The sequence below is a fragment of the Streptomyces sp. NPDC043680 genome, assembly GCF_056436685.1.
In genome coordinates, this window is the sequence record NZ_JBWKCE010000005.1 from 20,755 (window position 1) to 37,268 (window position 16,514).

The following is a 16,514-nucleotide window of genomic DNA, read 5'->3' on the forward strand; positions in this document are numbered from 1 at the left end:
TGACGTGACCGCAGGCGGCGTGACCCCAGGTCACGGCCGCTGGTGGCTGACCCAGGCCGAGCGGACCTCCTTCCAGCAGCGGCTGGTGAGCTCGATCCGGCCGGCCGGTCCCACGGCGAGGGCGGCGCCGTCGCCGTCGAGGTCCCACCAGCGGTCGCATTCCACGTGCAGGCGGACCAGGTCGGTCTCCGGATAGCTGTTGTGGCAGTACGCCGTGACCTGCGAGCCTTCGATCTCGGTGTCGCAGTCCGCGCCGAACAGCTCCCGGTCGGGGGGCGCTGCAGGCCGTACGGGTGGTTCCACGGGGATCTCGTCCAGGTCCACCACCGCCGGGGCCGCCGCTTCGGGGCCGGGCGCCGAGTCGCTTTCCTCGGGTTGCGCGACTGCTCCCGGGACCAGCAGCCCGGTCAGGACCACGGAGGCGACCAGGAGCGATACCGCTCGGCTCGGTCTCGTACGCACTCCCGTACCTCCTCCCCGCAGGAGCCGGGAAGATCCCGACTCGGCTAGTTTGCAGGCATCTGTCCCTGTTTTCGACTCGGGAAGATCCGGTCAGGCGCCGAAAATCTGATCGAGTCGCGGGGCCGGCTCCCCGTGCCGGAGCAAAAACGGCGGTGGCCGCGCCTCCCGGGAAGGGAGGCGCGGCCACCGCCGTACGGAGCTGCCGTGCTCAGGCGCCCATGGCGTGCAGACCGCCGTCCACGTGGACGATTTCGCCGGTGGTCTTCGGGAACCAGTCCGAGAGCAGGGCGACGACGCCGCGGCCCGCGGGCTCCGGGTCGCTCATGTCCCACTCCAGCATCGAGCGGGAGTTCCACACCTCGGCCAGCTCGCCGAAGCCCGGGATGGACTTCGCGGCCATGGAGCCGATCGGACCGGCCGAGACCAGGTTGCAGCGGATGTTCTCCTTGCCCAGGTCCCGGGCGAGGTAGCGGCTGGTGGCCTCCAGCGCGGCCTTGGCCGGGCCCATCCAGTCGTACTGCGGCCAGGCGAACTGCGCGTCGAAGGTGAGGCCGACGACGGCCGCGCCCTCCGCCGGGAACAGCGGCTTGCACGCCATGGTCAGCGACTTCAGCGAGAACGCCGAGACGTGCATGGCGGTGGCGACCGACTCGAACGGGGTGTTCAGGAAGTTGCCGCCGAGGGCGTCCTGCGGGGCGAAGCCGATCGAGTGGACGACGCCGTCGAGGCCGCCGAGCTCGTCGCGGACGAGGCCCTCCAGACGGTCCAGGTGCTCCTGGTTGGTGACGTCCAGCTCGATCACCTTGACCGGCTTGGGCAGCTTCTTGGCGATGCGCTCGGTCAGCGTCGGGCGCGGGAACGCGGTCAGGATGACCTCGGCGCCCTGCTCCTGGGCCAGCTTGGCGGTGTGGAAGGCGATGGACGACTCCATCAGCACCCCCGTGACGAGGATGCGCTTTCCGTCGAGAATTCCGCTCATGGTGATCAGTGACCCATGCCCAATCCGCCGTCAACGGGAATGACGGCTCCGGTGATGTACGCGGCGTCGTCCGACGCCAGGAAGCTGACGGCTGCCGCGATCTCCTCGGGCTGCGCGTAACGGCCCAGGGGCACCTGGCCCACGATGCCGGCGCGCTGCTCGTCGGTGAGCACCTTCGTCATGTCGGTGTCCACGAAGCCCGGGGCGACCACGTTGAAGGTGATGTTGCGGGAGCCGAGCTCGCGGGCGAGCGAGCGGGCGAAACCGACCAGCGCGGCCTTGGAGGCGGCGTAGTTGGCCTGGCCCGCCGAGCCCATCAGCCCGACGACCGAGGAGATCAGGACGACGCGGCCCTTCTTGGCGCGGAGCATGCCGCGGTTCGCGCGCTTGACCACCCGGAAGGTGCCGGTGAGGTTGGTGTCCACGACCGAGGCGAAGTCGTCCTCGGACATGCGCATCAGCAGCGTGTCCTTGGTGATGCCGGCGTTGGCCACCAGGACCTCGACCGCGCCGTGGGTGTCCTCGATCTCCTTGTAGGCCTGCTCCACCTGCTCGGAGTCGGTGATGTCGCAGCGGACCGCCAGAACGCCGAGCGAGGTGAGCTCCTGCGGCGGCTCACCCGACCGGTACGTGATCGCGACCTTGTCCCCGGCCTGGGCGAAGGCTCGGGCGATGGCGAGGCCGATGCCCCGGTTTCCTCCGGTGACGAGAACCGAGCGGCTCAACGGATCACCCTTTCGACTAGCGGTCTGATTACCAAAAACCTATAGGCACCGCCCCCCGTGCGGAGAATCGATCTCCGACAGGGCCTTGCAACGGGCTCTGTCGAGTCCCTACAGAAAGATGTAGGCACAAGCGCCCCGAGCGCGTCATGATCGAGGCGACCGGCCCCGACCCCGGGAGGACTTCCGTGCCCCATTCCATCGACGCGGCTTTCACCGCGCTGCCCTTGCGGGCGCTCGCCGACGCGGCGCTCGCCCGGGCCCGCGCGCTGGGCGCCGACCATGCCGACTTCAGGCTGGAGCGTATCCGCAGCGCCTCCTGGCGCCTGCGCGACGCCAAGCCCGCCGGCGGCTCCGACACCACCGACCTCGGGTACGCGGTCCGGGTCGTGCACGGCGGCAGCTGGGGATTCGCCTCCGGTGTGGACCTGACCATGGACGGCGCCGCCCGGGTGGCCTCGCAGGCCGTGGCCATGGCGAAGCTGTCGGCCCAGGTCATCAAGGCCGCCGGGTCCGACGAGCGCGTCGAGCTCGCCGACGAGCCGGTACACGCGGACAAGACGTGGATCTCCGCCTACGACGTGAACCCCTTCGACGTGCCGGACGCCGAGAAGGCGGCCCTGCTCGCCGACTGGAGCTCCCGGTTGCTGGCCGCCGAGGGCGTCGCGCACGTGGACGCCTCGCTGCTCGCCGTGCACGAGAACAAGTTCTACGCGGACACCGCGGGCACCACGACCACCCAGCAGCGGGTGCGCATCCACCCGCAGCTCACCGCGGTCGCCGTGAACGGCACCACCGGCGAGTTCGACTCCATGCGCACCATCGCCCCGCCCACCGGCCGCGGCTGGGAGTACCTGACCGGCACCGGCTGGGACTGGGACGCCGAGCTGGAGCAGATCCCGGGCCTGCTCGCCGAGAAGATGCGGGCGCCGAGCGTGGAGGCCGGGCGCTACGACCTGGTCGTGGACCCGTCCAACCTGTGGCTCACCATCCACGAGTCCATCGGCCACGCCACCGAGCTCGACCGGGCGCTGGGCTACGAGGCGGCGTACGCGGGCACCTCGTTCGCCACCTTCGACCAGCTCGGCAAGCTGAAGTACGGCTCCTCGATCATGAACGTGACGGGTGACCGCACCGCCGAGCACGGCCTGGCCACCGTCGGCTTCGACGACGAGGGCGTCGAGGCACAGAGCTGGGACCTGGTCAAGGACGGCACGCTGGTCGGCTACCAGCTGGACCGGCGGATCGCCAGGCTCACCGACCTGGGCCGCTCCAACGGCTGCGCGTTCGCCGACTCCCCCGGGCACGTGCCCGTCCAGCGGATGGCCAACGTCTCGCTCCGGCCCGATCCGGGCGGCCTGTCCACCGAGGACCTGATCGGCGGGGTGGAGCGCGGGATCTACGTGGTCGGCGACCGCTCCTGGTCCATCGACATGCAGCGGTACAACTTCCAGTTCACCGGTCAGCGCTTCTTCCGGATCGAGAACGGCAGGCTGGCGGGGCAGCTGCGCGATGTGGCCTACCAGGCCACGACCACCGAGTTCTGGGGCTCGATGGAGAAGGTCGGCGGCCCGCAGACGTACGTCCTCGGCGGCGCCTTCAACTGCGGCAAGGCCCAGCCGGGACAGGTCGCGGCGGTCTCGCACGGCTGCCCGTCCGCGCTGTTCCGTGACGTGAACATCCTGAACACCACGCAGGAGGCCGGCCGATGAGCCGTACGAAGCCCCACGAGATCGTCGAGAAGGCCCTCGCGCTGTCCACCGCCGACGGCTGCGTCGTCATCGCCGACGAGGAGTCGACGGCCAACCTGCGCTGGGCGGGCAACGCGCTCACCACGAACGGGGTGACCCGCGGCCGGACTCTGACGGTCATCGCCACGGTCGACGGCAAGGAGGGCACGGCCTCGGGGGTCGTGTCGCGCTCCGCCGTCACCGCGGACGACCTGGAGCCGCTGGTCCGCGCCGCGGAGGCGGCCGCGCGCAACGCGAGCCCGGCGGAGGACGCCCAGCCCCTGGTCACCGGGACCCCTGCCTCCCCCGACTTCACGGACGCCCCGGCCGAGACCTCCTCGGCGGTGTTCGCGGACTTCGCCCCGGCCCTCGGCGAGGCCTTCGCGCGGGCCCGGGCCGGGGGGCGGGAGCTGTACGGCTTCGCCAACCACGAGCTGGTCTCCACGTACGTCGGCACCTCGACGGGCCTGCGGCTGCGCCACGACCAGCCGAACGGCACGCTGGAGCTCAACGCGAAGTCACCGGACCGGCAGCGCTCGGCCTGGGCCGGCCGCTCCACCCGGGACTTCAAGGACGTGGACCCGACCGCGCTGGACGCGGAGCTCGCCGTCCGCCTGGGCTGGGCGCAGCGCCGGTTCGACCTGCAGGCCGGACGGTACGAGACGCTGCTGCCCCCGACGGCGGTGGCCGACCTGCTGATCTACCAGATGTGGTCATCGACGGCCCGGGACGCGGTGGAGGGCCGTACGGTCTTCTCCAAGCCCGGCGGCGGCACCCGGGTCGGCGAGAAGCTCTCCGAGCTGCCGCTGACCCTGCGCAGCGACCCGAACGCGCCGGGCTTGGAGTCCGCGCCGTTCGTGATCGCCCACAGCTCGGGCGACGACGCATCGGTGTTCGACAACGGCCTGCCGGTGCCGGCCACCGACTGGGTCCGGGACGGGGAGCTGGCCCATCTGCTCACGACCCGGCACACCGCGGGCCTGACCGGGCTGCCGCTCTCCCCCGGCTTCGGGAACCTGATCCTGGACGGCGGCGGCGAGAAGTCGCTGGAGGAGATGGTGGCCGGCACCGAGCGGGGCCTGCTGCTGACCTGCCTCTGGTACATCCGCGAGGTGGACCCGGCGACGCTGCTGCTGACCGGCCTGACCCGGGACGGCGTCTACCTGGTGGAGAACGGGGAGGTCGTGGGCGAGGTGAACAACTTCCGGTTCAACGAGTCGCCGGTGGACCTGCTGTCGCGGGCCTCGGAGGCCGGGCGGACCGAGAAGACCCTGCCGCGGGAGTGGAGCGACTGGTTCACCCGAGCCGCGATGCCCGCGCTGCGCATCCCGGACTTCAACATGAGCTCGGTCAGCAAGGGCGTGTGACCCCCATAGACTGAGGACTGCAATCCGGACATTCGAAGGAGTCGAGAGACCGTGACGGACATCGTCGACGAACTGAAGTGGCGCGGGCTGTTCGCCCAGTCCACCGACGAAGAAGCGCTGCGCAAGGCGTTCGCGGACGGTCCTGTCACGTTCTATTGCGGCTACGACCCGACGGCGGCCTCGCTGCACGTGGGTCACCTGGTGCAGGTGCTGACCATGCGCCGGCTCCAGCTCGCCGGGAACAAGCCGCTCGCGCTGGTCGGCGGGGCCACCGGACAGATCGGTGACCCGCGGCCGACTGCCGAGCGCACCCTGAACGATCCGGCGACCATCGCGGAGTGGGTGCAGCGGCTGCGTACCCAGATCGAGCCGTTCCTGTCCTTCGAGGGCGAGAACGCCGCGGTCATGGTCAACAACCTGGACTGGACGGCGGGCATGTCCGCCATCGAGTTCCTGCGGGACATCGGCAAGCACTTCCGCGTCAACAAGATGCTGACGAAGGACTCGGTGGCCAAGCGGCTGGAGTCCGACCAGGGCATCAGCTACACCGAGTTCAGCTACCAGCTGCTCCAGGGCATGGACTTCCTGGAGCTGTACCGGCGCCACGGCTGCACGCTGCAGCAGGGCGGCTCGGACCAGTGGGGCAACCTGACGGCCGGCCTCGACCTGATCCACCGCCTGGAGCCGCACGCGCAGGTGCACGCGCTGGCGACCCCGCTGATGGTCAAGGCGGACGGCACCAAGTTCGGCAAGACCGAGGGCGGGGCCGTCTGGCTCGACCCGGAGATGACCACGCCGTACGCGTTCTACCAGTTCTGGCTGAACGTGGACGACCGGGACATCTCGACCTACATGCGGATCCTGTCCTTCAAGTCCCGCGAGGAGCTGGAGGAGCTGGAGCAGCAGACGGCCGAGCGGCCGCAGGCGCGCGCCGCGCAGCGGGCCCTGGCGGAGGAGCTGACGACGCTGGTGCACGGCGCCGATCAGTGTGCCGCCGTGATCGCCGCGTCGAAGGCGCTGTTCGGTCAGGGCGAGCTGGCGGACCTGGACGGGGCCACGCTGGCCGCGGCCCTGTCCGAGCTGCCGCACGCCCAGGTCGCCGAGCTCGCTCCGGTGGTGGACCTGTTCGCGGAGACCGGTCTGGTCGCGAGCAAGTCGGCCGGGCGCCGGACCGTGAAGGAGGGCGGTGCCTACGTGAACAACGTGAAGGTCACCGCCGAGGACGCGGTCCCGGCCAAGGAGGACCTGCTGCACGGGCGGTGGCTCGTGCTGCGCCGCGGCAAGAAGAACCTCGCGGCGGTCGAGGTCACCGGCTGAGCCGCACACCTCGGTCACGACGACACGGCGCAGGGGCCGGTTCGGACGCTCCCCCGGCCACCGCCGGGCGGTGCCGGTCCGGCCGGCCCTTGTGCCGTGCTGCCGGCCCGGTGCCTCAGGTCGTCTGGCGTCTGCGGTCGCCGCGGACCGCCATGTAGATCATGTCGCCGAGGGCCACGATCACGACGGCTCCGGCAAGCTGCAGCAAGTGCCGGACCCAGTCGATGCCCTTGGTGTCGTGGACACCGATCCAGGTGGCCACGGCGTTGCCGAGGATGCCGCCGATCATGCCGAAGATCACGGTCAGCCAGATCGGCTGATGCTGCTTGCCCGGCAGGATGGCCCGGGCTATCAGCCCCAGCACCGCACCGACGATAATCGCCCACAACCAATGCATGTCGAGCCTCCTCGTGGCGCGTTGTGCGCATGTGGGCCCAGTCTCGGGCCGCCCCGGAGACGGCGCATGTCGGGCGGCCCCGTTCGGGGGGCACCCCCCCTGCTGCAGGCCGGGTCGGCGGCGTACGGTGGGAGGGTCCGGGCGGGATTGTCCGGCAGGTGAATGGCGGGCGGTGGAGCATGGAGCGGAAGAGGCGGAACGAGACCCAGGTCTTCCGGATCACCGGGGCGCGGCTGGGCCTCGACGAGGACGTACGGGGCCGCCAGCGCCGGTACGTGATGTCGATGGCCATCAGGACCCTGTCGGTCCTGGCGACGGTGATCCTGTGGAACGTGGAGCGCCACGTGGCGATCGTGACCCTGATCGCGGGTGGCCTGCTGCCCTATGTCGCCGTGGTCATCGCCAATGCGGGGCGCGAGTCGACCCCCTCGCTGCCCTCGAACTTCATGCCGTCTCCGGTGCGTCCGGCACTGGACTCCGGAAACCTCAAGAAAACCTCAGATCAATCATGAAGTTCCGGTGCACCGCACCGGGTCCTGCGTGACATACTGCCTACGCGCTCCGCATCCCCCGTCGGAGCGACGGACCGACGCCGGGCAGCTCCCCCCGTGGCTGCTCGGCGTCGCCTTTCCGTTCGGTTTCCCGGGTCGGGTTTGTAGGGTTGAGGCGTGAACTCCCCTGACTTCCCCCTGCTCCCCGACTCCTCCGGAGCCTCCGACGTGCCCACCTGTTCCGCCAAGGGCTGCCGCGACGCAGCCGTCTGGGTGCTGGCATGGAACAACCCGAAGCTGCACACGCCGGAGCGCCGCAAGACCTGGCTGGCTTGCGAGGAGCACCGCGAACACCTGTCCCGGTTCCTGGATGTCCGCGGTTTCCTCAAGGACGTGGTGAAGCTCGGCGAGTGGGTGCAGCCGGAGGGATCGGAGCGCAGCTAGGCCCCGGCTAGGCCGTCTCTTTCGGATCTTGCCTGGCCTGCGATGGCCCGGCACCACACCTCGCCGCGTTGTCGGGCCATCCGAGTACGCCCAGTACTGGGGCGGCCCTCCGCCTCGCTACGCACGGCACCTGGGGGCACCGCCCACCAGTTGCAGCACCGGGAGCGGGCCGGCACCCACCCCGCCCGGCCCGAGGCCCTCCCGCGCGTTCTGACCCCGCGGCAGGAGTCCGACGGCGCCGGCGTTGTCGGCCCCCGGTGTTAGCGTCGCCACCATGGCAAACCGTTCATATCTCTACTCCGCGGACTCGATGCCGAACGAGGCAGAGATCCCCAAGCGGATCCGATGCATATCCGAGCACAACTGGGACATCCCGCTCGCGCACAAGCTCATGGTGGGGCGCGGAACGACGATCGTCCCGTCCATGATCTGGAACCCTCCGATCGGCATCGCCGCGGACTACGCCGACGGGGCGGCCCTGCTCCGCGACCTCCTGCGCGCGGTCGGCAAGGGCCTGGCGGACGACGCCGAGTTCGCCGAATGCGTTGCCAGAACCACGGCCCACCTCGAGAAGCAGCAGGCGAAGTACTTCGTCCTCGAGACCGGGGAGATCGTCTCGATGTCGGGCGACGATCCGGCAGCGAGCGTGCGGCGTCTGGCGTCCGAGGACATCCCCGACGCCGTTGCCAAGGCTGAGGCGGCGATCGCCGGCCAGAACGACGACTGGCTGGCCTCGGTCCGAGCCGACTGGCAGAGGCACTTCGCGTCCTTCTACAGCGAGGCGCTCTACTTCTCCTTCCCCGACTGACGGGGCCCGCGGCGCGTTGCCGGAGGATCCCGGCCTGATCCCTAGCCGCCGATCGCCGACATGGGGCGGTCGGGCTGCAGGAAGGACGGGTCGTCGAGACCGGACCCGGCCTTCTTGCCCCACATCGCCACCTTCCACAGGCGGGCGATCTCCTCGTCGGGGGCGCCCGAGCGCAGCGCGCCGCGCAGGTCCGATTCCTCGGTGGCGAACAGGCAGGTGCGGATCTGCCCGTCGGCGGTGAGCCGCGTACGGTCGCAGGCGCCGCAGAACGGGCGGGTGACCGAAGCGATGACGCCCACCGTGGCCGGGCCGCCGTCGACGATCCAGCGCTCGGCCGGGGCGGAGCCGCGCTCCTCCGCGCCCTCTTCCGTGAGGGTGAAGCGGGTGCGCAGCGAAGCCAGGATGTCACCGGCGGTGATCATGCCGTCGCGCTTCCAGCCGTGCTGGGCGTCGAGCGGCATCTGCTCGATGAAGCGGAGCTCGTACTCGTTCTCCACGGCCCAGGCGAGCAGGTCCGGGGCCTCGTCGTCGTTGAGGCCCGGCATCAGGACCGCGTTGACCTTGACGGGGGTCAGGCCGGCCTCGCGGGCGGCGGCCATGCCGTCCAGGACGTCGTGGTGGCGGTCACGCCGGGTGAGGGTCTTGAAGACCTCGGGGCGCAGGGTGTCCAGGGAAACGTTTACCCGGTCGAGGCCGGCGGCCTTCAAGGCCTGGGCGGTGCGCTTGAGGCCGATCCCGTTGGTGGTGAGCGACATCTTCGGGCGGGGCTCCAGGGCCGCGCACTGCTCGACGATCCCGACCAGGCCGGGGCGCAGCAGCGGTTCCCCGCCGGTGAAGCGGACCTCGGTGATCCCGAGCTGGGTGACCGCTATGCGGATCAGCCGGACGATCTCCTCGTCGGTCAGCAGGTCCGACTTGCCGAGCCACTGCAGCCCCTCTTCGGGCATGCAGTACGTACAGCGCAGATTGCACCGGTCGGTGAGTGAGACACGCAGGTCAGTGGCCACGCGGCCGTAGGTGTCGAGAAGCACTGTGGGCCCCCTCCCCTGTCCGGATCTGTAGAGGTCGCGCAGCTCGGATGAGACATGCGTGCGCTGCATTCGAGCCTACGCGACGCCTGTGTCTTGTTGGGGTGCCTGAATGAACGAGACGCAACGTGGCCGTGTCGTAGGGACCTACGACACGGCCACGCCGGGTGCTCGGAGTTTGTCAGTGGGCGCCCGTTCCCGTCAGGGACCTGACTTCGAGTTCCGCGTACTTCGCGGGGTCGGCCTTCTCCTTGGACAGGAGCGTTCCGAGCCAGCCGAGGAGGAAACCGAGCGGGATGGAGATGATCCCGGGGTTCTCCAGCGGGAACCAGTAGAAGTCGGCGTCCTTGAACATCGAGGTGGGCTTGCCCGAGACCACCGGGGAGAAGAGCACCAGGACCACCGACGAGACGAGGCCTCCGTAGATCGACCACAGCGCGCCCCGGGTGGTGAAGCGCTTCCAGAAGAGGCTGTAGAGGATCGTCGGCAGGTTGGCGGAGGCGGCGACCGCGAAGGCGAGCGCGACGAGGCCCGCCACGTTGAGGTCGCGGGCCAGGGCGCCGAGGCCGATGGCGACGGCGCCGATCACGACGGTGGACCAGCGGGCCGCGCGCACCTCCTCCTGTTCGGTGGCGCGGCCCTTGCGGATCACGTTCACGTACAGGTCGTGCGCGAAGGACGAAGAGGAGGCGAGGGTGAGCCCGGCGACCACGGCGAGGATCGTGGCGAAGGCCACCGCCGAGATCACGGCGAGCAGGACCGCGCCGCCGGTGGAGCCCGCGCCGCCACCGAGCTCCTGGGCGACCAGCGGGGCCGCGGTGTTGCCGGCCTTGTTGGACGCGATGATGTCGGTCCGCTTGAGCAGGGCGGCTGCGCCGAAGCCCAGGGCGATGGTCATCAGGTAGAAGGCGCCGATGATCCCGATGGCCCAGTTGACTGACTTCCGGGCGGCCTTCGCCGTGGGCACGGTGTAGAAGCGGATCAGGATGTGCGGCAGGCCGGCGGTGCCCAGGACCAGGGCGATGCCCAGCGAGACGAAGTCCAGCTTCGTCGTCGGGTCCTTGCCGTACTTGAGGCCGGGCTCCAGGAACTTGGCGCCCTGACCGCTGTTCTCGGCGGCCTTGCCGAGCAGATCGGAGACGTTGAAGTGGAACTTCAGCAGGACCAGGAAGGTGATCAGCAGGGCGCCCGCGATGAGCAGGACGGCCTTGACCATCTGGACCCAGGTGGTGCCCTTCATGCCGCCGATGGTCACGTAGACGATCATCAGCAGGCCGACCAGGGCGACGACGGCGACCTTGCCGCCGTCGCTGGTGATGCCCAGCAGCAGCGAGACGAGGACGCCGGCGCCGGCCATCTGGGCGAGCAGGTAGAAGATCGAGACGACGATGGTCGAGACCCCGGCGGCGGTGCGCACCGGCCGCTGGCGCATCCGGAAGGCGAGGACGTCGCCCATGGTGTAGCGGCCGGAGTTGCGCAGCGGCTCGGCGACGAGCAGCAGGGCCACCAGCCAGGCCACCAGGAAGCCGATGGAGTACAGGAAGCCGTCGTAGCCGAAGAGCGCGATGGCTCCGGCGATGCCGAGGAAGGATGCGGCGGACATGTAGTCGCCGGAGATGGCCAGGCCGTTCTGGAAGCCGGTGAACTGGCGGCCGCCCGCGTAGAAGTCGGCGGCGTCCTTGGTCTGGCGGCCGGCCCAGACGGTGATGACGAGGGTGGCGACGACGAACACCCCGAAGAGGGTGATGATCAGCCCCCGGTGCTCGCCGGCGCCGCCCGCGGCGGCCGTCGTGACGGGCAGGGCGTGGACGCCGTGCAGGGCTCCGTGCAGGGGGGTGCTCATTCGCCGGCCTCCATCCGCGCCTTGATGGCCGCCGCCCTGGGGTCGAGCTTCTCGGCGGCGTGCCGCGCGTACAGCCAGGCGATCAAGAAGGTCGTGCCGAACTGGGCGAGGCCGAGCACGAACGCGACGTTGAGGTTGCCGAACAGCTTGGTCCCCATGAAGCCGCCGGCGTAGTTGGACAGCAGGACGTACAGCAGGTACCAGGCGATGAAGGCCACGGTGAGCGGGAACGCGAAGGAGCGGTGGGCACGGCGCAGTTCGGCGAACTCGGCGCTCTGCTGGACGACGGTGAACTCTTCGGCCGTGGGGCTCGCCGCGGGCGCGCCCGCACCGCCCGGCGGCGGCGCTGCTTCGGTGGTCACGGGGGGCTCTCCTTGTGACGCGGATGCGGTGGGGACGACGGACAAAACAACCTCCGTGTGGGGGACGGTGGCGCTGATACCCCCTGTCAACGGCACGGCCGGCGCGCCAGGACGGTTCAACGCCCGCGGATTCTTTGAGAACTGATTTCTCGAACTGATGGCGCAAACACGAACGGCGGCACTAGGTTCGCGTGTCATGAACCCGTCGTCCTGCGCGACCCCGCGCGGACGGCTTTTTTCACGGATGATGTGGAGAACCCATGGCTCATCTGGGACCTGGCCGCCGGCGTATCGCCGTACCGGTCGGCCTGGCGCTCACCGCCTCGCTCGCCTTCCTGCCCTCGGTCGCGGCCTCCGCCGCCCCGCTCGGCAACACGGCGGGCGCGGCAGCCGCTGCGAAGCCCGACACCTCAGGCCCCAAGCTGTCGTACGTGGCGAACCTGAACACGTACGCCACGATGAAGGCGGCCACGAAGGCCATCGAGCGGGCCGGCGGAACGGTGGTGACGTCCTATGAGCAGATCGGGGTCGTCGTCGCCCACTCCCAGAACCCGGACTTCGCCAAGCAGCTGCGTGCCCAGCGCGGCCTGTTCGTGTCGGTCGGCGCCACCCGTACGGCCCCCCTGAAGACGGTGCAGACCACCGAGGAGGGCACCACGCAGAAGCTGAGCAGCGCGGACGCCGCCAAGGCGGCCGCGACGGCCGAGGCGGGTCAGGAGCCGCTCGAACCCAACCAGTGGGACCTGCGGGCTATCAAGGCCGACGAGGCGCACAAGATCAACGATGGCAGCCCGGACGTCACGGTGGGCGTCATCGACACGGGTGTCGACGACACGCACCCCGACCTCGCCGCGAACTTCTCCAAGGCGCAGTCGGCCAACTGCGTCGGCGGTGTCGCGGACACCACCGAGGGCGCGTGGCGTCCGTACGCCGACGGCAGCGACCACGGCACCCACGTGGCCGGCACCATAGCCGCCGCCCGCAACGGCATCGGCATCAGCGGTGTGGCGCCCGGCGCCAAGGTCGCGGCGATCAAGGTGAGCGAGCCCGGGACCAGCCTCTTCTACACCGAGGCGGTCGTCTGCGGCTTCATGTTCGCCGCCGAGAAGGGGATCGAGGTGACCAACAACAGCTACTACGTCGACCCCTGGTACTTCAACTGCAAGACGGACGACGACCAGAAGGCGCTGGTGGAGGCCCTCGGCCGGGCGAGCAAGTACGCCGAGCGCAAGGGCGTGCTCAACGTGGCCTCGGCCGGCAACGAGAACTGGGACCTGTCCTCGAACTCGATCACCGACGAGACCAGCCCTGACGACGCCACCCCGGTCCCGCGGACCGTCGACCCGCACGTCTGCCTCGACCTGCCGACGCAGCTGCCCGGTGTGGTCTCGGTCAGCGCGACCGGCGACAAGGGCTTCAAGTCGTACTACTCCAGCTACGGTCTCGGTGTCGTGGACGTGGCCGCCCCCGGCGGCGACAAGTGGCAGGTCCCGGCCACCCCGGACGCCAACGGCCGCGTGCTGTCCACCCTGCCGGGCGGCGGCTACGGCTACAAGCAGGGCACCTCGATGGCGGGTCCGCACGTCGCGGGCGTCGCGGCCCTGCTCAAGAGCGCGCACCCGACGGCCACGCCGTCGCAGCTCCAGGCCATGCTGAAGGCGCAGGCCACCAAGGCGGCCTGCCCGGAGAAGGTCTACGACGCCACGGGCGCCCTGATCGACGCCACCACCTGCGAGAGCAAGTGGGGCCAGACGGGCTACTACGGCTACGGCGTGGTCGACGCGCTGAAGGCCGTGAAGTAACACCGGTACGCGAAAGGGCCGGGCGGGGTCTCCCCGCCCGGCCCTTTCGGCTGTCCGGCCGCTACGGCTTGATGAGCACCTTCAGCGCGCTGCGGTCGTCCATCGCGCGGTAGCCGTCCGGGGTCTCGTCCAGGGACACCGCGCGGTCGAAGACGGGCGCCGGGTCGATCGCCCCGCTCAGCACGTCCTCCAGCAGCTCCGGGATGTAGGCGCGTACCGGGGCCACCCCGCCGCGCAGGGTGATGTTGCGGTCGAACATCACGCCGAGGTCGAGCCCGGTGCCGCTGCCGTGCGGGACGCCGACGTAGCCGATGGCCCCGCCGTCGCGGGTGATGTTCACGGCGGTTCGCATGGACTGCTCGGTGCCGACGGCCTCGATGACCGCGTGGGCGCCCTGGCCGGCGGTGAGCTCGCGGACGGCCGCCTCGGCGGCCTCCCCGCGCTCGGCGACGACGTCGGTCGCCCCGAACAGCTTGGCGATGTCCGTACGGGCGGCGTGCCGGCCCAGGGCGATGATCCGCTCGGCGCCGAGCCGCTTGGCGGCGAGGACGCCGCACAGGCCGACCGCGCCGTCACCGACGACGGCCACGGTGGAGCCCTTGCGCACCCCGGCGCCGAGGGCCGCGTGGTGGCCGGTGCCCATCACGTCGGAGAGGGCGAGCAGGCCGGTCAGCAGGTGGTCGTCCGATACGGCCTCGGCCGGGAGCTTCACGAGGGTGCCCTCGGCGTGCGGGACGCGGACGGCCTCGCCCTGGCCGCCGTCGTGGCCGACCGAGCCCCAGAAGCCGCCGTGCACGCAGGAGGTGTAGAGGCCCTCGGAGCAGTAGTCGCAGGTGCCGTCGGACCACATGAAGGGCGCGACGACCAGGTCGCCGGCGCGCAGGCCGGACACCGCGGAGCCGGTCTCCTCGACCACGCCGAGGAACTCGTGGCCGATGCGCTGGCCGGGCTGCCGCTCGGCCTCACCGCGGTAGGCCCACAGGTCGCTGCCGCAGATGCAGGCACGCAGGACGCGGACGACGGCGTCCTCGGGGCGCTGGATCGCAGCGTCGGGCACCTCCTCCACGCGGATGTCGTGCGGGGCGTGGATGACGGTGGCGCGCATGGTGGTGCATCCCTCGTGATCGTCGGTGGTGATGGTTCAGTCCTGTAGGACTGTCCTACCGTACGCCTGCCCGTACCCCTGTGCTGCGGCCACTGCTCCCGTGGCCAGCAGGTACTGGGCCGCCGCATAGGTCGCCATGATCCAGAAGTCGGGCCGGGGCAGCTGGGGCCATTCCGCGACGCCGGTGGCGATGAGGGTGTCGGAGAGCAGGAACAGGGCCCCGCCCAGCCCCGCGCGCAGGCCGAGGGCGCTGGAGCGGTAGGCCATGGCGGTGAGCAGCAGGCTGTAGCAGGCGACGGGGATGCGCAGGTCGGCCGGCAGGTCGCCCCAGAGCAGCCCGACGGTCCCGAGCAGGGCGACGGCGTACGCGCCCCCGAGCGCGGGACGCGTCCTGCGCCTGCCGAAGAGCACGAGGTAGCAGACGTGCCCGGCGGCGAAGGAGCCCATGCCGATCAGGAAGGCGGCGTCGGCGTCGAAGAGCAGCGCCAGGTCCCCGCCCCAGCCGCACAGCAGGGCGGCGACGAGCAGGCGGGGGGCCCGGAGCGTGAGCACGTGGGCGATGAGCAGCGGCATCAGCAGCGGCTTCGCGAGGACGTGCCCGAGGTGCCAGTCCGCGAGCAGGGCGCCGAGGTCGGCGGCGGTCGCGGCGGCGAAGGCGCCGAGCAGGATCCGGCCGGCGGTCCCGCGTGCGGCGGGCGCGGGGCGCGCCCAGGAGGGCGTACGGGATTCGGCGGCACTCACGCGGCGTGCTCCGGGGCCTTCTTCGCCGCGGGCTGCCCCGCCGGGGCGGCGGGCTGCCAGCCGGGGCCGCGGAACACCCGCCCGGCGCGCTCGCGCCAGCCGCGGGCGGCTCGGAGGTCGCGGGCGATGGCGGCGTACTCGTGGGTCGCGACCCGCAGCGGGTTGTAGGTGTTGATGTTCTTGGTCAGTCCGAAGACGGGCTTCTCGTCCTCCCCCACCCAGGAGCCGAAGATCCGGTCCCAGATGATCAGGATCCCGCCGAAGTTGCGGTCCAGGTAGCCGCCTTGGGAGGCGTGGTGGACGCGGTGGTGGGAGGGGGTGTTGAAGACGTACTCGACGGGGCGGGGCAGCTTGTCGATGCGCTCGGTGTGGATCCAGAACTGGTACACGAGGTTGACCGAGTAGCAGAAGGCGATGGCGGCCGGGTGCACGCCGAGGGCGATCATCGGCAGGTAGAACGGCCAGGAGGTGGCGCTCGTCCACGGCTGGCGCAGGGCGGTGGTGAGGTTGAACTTCCGGCTGCTGTGGTGGACGACGTGGCAGGCCCACAGGATGCGGATGACGTGGTGCTCGCGGTGCTGCCAGTAGTAGCAGAAGTCCTGCGCGAGCAGCATGAGCGGGATGGTCCACCAGAGCACGGGCACCCGCAGCGGGGTCAGCTCGTAGACCGCGGTGTAGACCGCCACGATCGGGATCTTCCAGAGGAAGTCGAAGACCAGGCTGCCCAGTCCCATGCCGATACTGGTGACGGCGTCTTTGGTCTCGTACCCGGCGGCGTCCTCGTCGGGATGGATGCGGTAGCTCACCAACTCGACGACGGTGAGCAGCACGAAGGCAGGTATGGACCACAGCACGACATCGGGCAGGTTCGGCATGCCCGCACCATAGAGGCGGCTTCCGGGGTGCCGCTAGGGGT

At 70.5% G+C, this 16,514-nt stretch carries 17 protein-coding genes; 7 read left to right on the top strand and 10 right to left on the bottom strand.

Annotated features, from left to right (window positions below):
- Positions 1 to 30: 30 nt before the first annotated feature.
- The 3 genes from AC0666_RS12400 to fabG all read right to left on the bottom strand — a co-directional run bounded on the left by AC0666_RS12400 (position 31) and on the right by fabG (position 2,166).
- A complete protein-coding gene (locus AC0666_RS12400; protein ID WP_468584563.1) occupies positions 31 to 462 on the bottom strand; it encodes a hypothetical protein in 432 nt (143 codons plus the stop codon).
- Between the two features lie 208 nt (positions 463 to 670).
- On the bottom strand, positions 671 to 1,441 hold the full coding sequence (fabI, locus tag AC0666_RS12405; protein WP_468966593.1) for an enoyl-ACP reductase FabI: 771 nt from the start codon (positions 1,439 to 1,441) through the stop codon (positions 671 to 673).
- A 5-nt stretch (positions 1,442 to 1,446) separates the two neighbouring features.
- Positions 1,447 to 2,166: a 3-oxoacyl-[acyl-carrier-protein] reductase gene (gene fabG / locus AC0666_RS12410; protein WP_361716895.1), complete on the bottom strand. Its 720-nt coding sequence runs from the start codon at positions 2,164 to 2,166 to the stop codon at positions 1,447 to 1,449.
- Between the two features lie 146 nt (positions 2,167 to 2,312).
- Here fabG and AC0666_RS12415 point away from each other — a divergent pair, with 146 nt between their 5' ends.
- The 3 genes from AC0666_RS12415 to tyrS are packed head-to-tail and all read left to right on the top strand — an operon-like array spanning position 2,313 to position 6,577.
- A complete protein-coding gene (locus AC0666_RS12415; RefSeq protein WP_468584567.1) occupies positions 2,313 to 3,875 on the top strand; it encodes a TldD/PmbA family protein in 1,563 nt (520 codons plus the stop codon).
- Positions 3,872 to 5,260 (top strand): metallopeptidase TldD-related protein, encoded by a 1,389-nt coding sequence (locus AC0666_RS12420; RefSeq protein ID WP_478707567.1) that lies wholly within the window; start codon positions 3,872 to 3,874, stop codon positions 5,258 to 5,260. The genes AC0666_RS12415 and AC0666_RS12420 overlap by 4 nt, the downstream gene beginning before the upstream one ends.
- Before the next feature lie 51 nt (positions 5,261 to 5,311).
- On the top strand, positions 5,312 to 6,577 hold the full coding sequence (gene tyrS, locus AC0666_RS12425; RefSeq protein WP_478707568.1) for a tyrosine--tRNA ligase: 1,266 nt from the start codon (positions 5,312 to 5,314) through the stop codon (positions 6,575 to 6,577).
- A 115-nt stretch (positions 6,578 to 6,692) separates the two neighbouring features.
- Here tyrS and AC0666_RS12430 read toward each other — a convergent pair whose 3' ends face one another.
- Entirely contained in the window at positions 6,693 to 6,974 is a 282-nt protein-coding gene (locus tag AC0666_RS12430) for a GlsB/YeaQ/YmgE family stress response membrane protein (protein WP_468584571.1), read from the bottom strand.
- A 179-nt stretch (positions 6,975 to 7,153) separates the two neighbouring features.
- Between AC0666_RS12430 and AC0666_RS12435 the strand changes: the two genes are divergently transcribed.
- From AC0666_RS12435 to AC0666_RS12445, 3 genes are all read left to right on the top strand, one after another.
- Complete coding sequence (locus tag AC0666_RS12435) at positions 7,154 to 7,486, top strand: DUF3099 domain-containing protein (RefSeq protein ID WP_468584572.1); 333 nt, start codon at positions 7,154 to 7,156, stop codon at positions 7,484 to 7,486.
- Between the two features lie 156 nt (positions 7,487 to 7,642).
- The gene (locus AC0666_RS12440) at positions 7,643 to 7,909 is read left to right on the top strand and encodes a hypothetical protein (protein WP_468966607.1); all 267 of its coding nucleotides are present in this window, start codon (positions 7,643 to 7,645) and stop codon (positions 7,907 to 7,909) included.
- 274 nt (positions 7,910 to 8,183) lie between these two features.
- Complete coding sequence (locus AC0666_RS12445) at positions 8,184 to 8,717, top strand: DUF7822 domain-containing protein (protein WP_468966609.1); 534 nt, start codon at positions 8,184 to 8,186, stop codon at positions 8,715 to 8,717.
- Between the two features lie 41 nt (positions 8,718 to 8,758).
- Here the strand turns inward: AC0666_RS12445 and moaA are convergent, their stop codons facing one another.
- The 3 genes from moaA to AC0666_RS12460 all read right to left on the bottom strand — a co-directional run bounded on the left by moaA (position 8,759) and on the right by AC0666_RS12460 (position 11,950).
- Complete coding sequence (gene moaA, locus AC0666_RS12450; protein ID WP_356849347.1) at positions 8,759 to 9,748, bottom strand: GTP 3',8-cyclase MoaA; 990 nt, start codon at positions 9,746 to 9,748, stop codon at positions 8,759 to 8,761.
- Positions 9,749 to 9,926: 178 nt separating this feature from the next.
- A complete protein-coding gene (locus AC0666_RS12455; protein WP_468966613.1) occupies positions 9,927 to 11,588 on the bottom strand; it encodes a solute symporter family protein in 1,662 nt (553 codons plus the stop codon).
- Positions 11,585 to 11,950, bottom strand: coding sequence for a DUF485 domain-containing protein (locus AC0666_RS12460; RefSeq protein WP_468584580.1), 366 nt, complete (start codon positions 11,948 to 11,950; stop codon positions 11,585 to 11,587). Before AC0666_RS12460 ends, AC0666_RS12455 begins: the two co-directional genes overlap by 4 nt.
- A gap of 260 nt (positions 11,951 to 12,210) precedes the next feature.
- Between AC0666_RS12460 and AC0666_RS12465 the strand changes: the two genes are divergently transcribed.
- The gene (locus AC0666_RS12465; protein WP_468584582.1) at positions 12,211 to 13,752 is read left to right on the top strand and encodes a S8 family peptidase; all 1,542 of its coding nucleotides are present in this window, start codon (positions 12,211 to 12,213) and stop codon (positions 13,750 to 13,752) included.
- A gap of 61 nt (positions 13,753 to 13,813) precedes the next feature.
- On the opposite strand, the gene AC0666_RS12470 is transcribed toward AC0666_RS12465, so the two are convergent.
- The 3 genes from AC0666_RS12470 to AC0666_RS12480 are packed head-to-tail and all read right to left on the bottom strand — an operon-like array spanning position 13,814 to position 16,473.
- The gene (locus AC0666_RS12470) at positions 13,814 to 14,857 is read right to left on the bottom strand and encodes a zinc-dependent alcohol dehydrogenase family protein (protein WP_468966617.1); all 1,044 of its coding nucleotides are present in this window, start codon (positions 14,855 to 14,857) and stop codon (positions 13,814 to 13,816) included.
- 36 nt (positions 14,858 to 14,893) lie between these two features.
- A complete protein-coding gene (locus AC0666_RS12475; RefSeq protein WP_468966620.1) occupies positions 14,894 to 15,598 on the bottom strand; it encodes a lysoplasmalogenase in 705 nt (234 codons plus the stop codon).
- A complete protein-coding gene (locus AC0666_RS12480; protein ID WP_468966623.1) occupies positions 15,595 to 16,473 on the bottom strand; it encodes a sterol desaturase family protein in 879 nt (292 codons plus the stop codon). The genes AC0666_RS12475 and AC0666_RS12480 overlap by 4 nt, the downstream gene beginning before the upstream one ends.
- Between the last annotated feature and the right edge of the window lie 41 nt (positions 16,474 to 16,514).